The organism is Pseudomonas sp. BCRC 81390, assembly GCF_030341915.1.
GTDB lineage: Bacteria > Pseudomonadota > Gammaproteobacteria > Pseudomonadales > Pseudomonadaceae > Aquipseudomonas.
Genome location: NZ_JATAAG010000074.1, coordinates 1 through 338 on the forward strand (window position 1 = coordinate 1; position 338 = coordinate 338).

Annotated in this window: 1 tRNA gene; it reads right to left on the reverse strand. The window is 46.4% G+C overall.

What is annotated here, in order from left to right:
- Positions 1-241: 241 nt before the first annotated feature.
- Positions 242-317 (reverse strand) — tRNA-Ala (locus QSV36_RS23000).
- Between the last annotated feature and the right edge of the window lie 21 nt (positions 318-338).

Sequence of the window (338 nt, forward strand, 5' to 3'; positions counted from 1 at the left end):
CCAAGCAATCTGGTTATACTGTGAAGACGACATTCGCCGAAAATTCGCATGTTGCTCTTTCGAGCAGAACTCACAAATTTTACCTTAGCCTGATTAACCAGCAGTGAAACTGGCTATCAGTCTATATCTATCACATATCCGAATTTTTAAAGAACGATCTGACAAAAGCCAGAAATCAACATTCGAAGCGAATGCTCATTTCTGAGTTTGATCAAGTGCAACACTTCACAACAGCAGAAAGTGGTGGAGCCAAGCGGGATCGAACCGCTGACCTCCTGCGTGCAAGGCAGGCGCTCTCCCAGCTGAGCTATGGCCCCGTATTCTACGGCTGAACCATG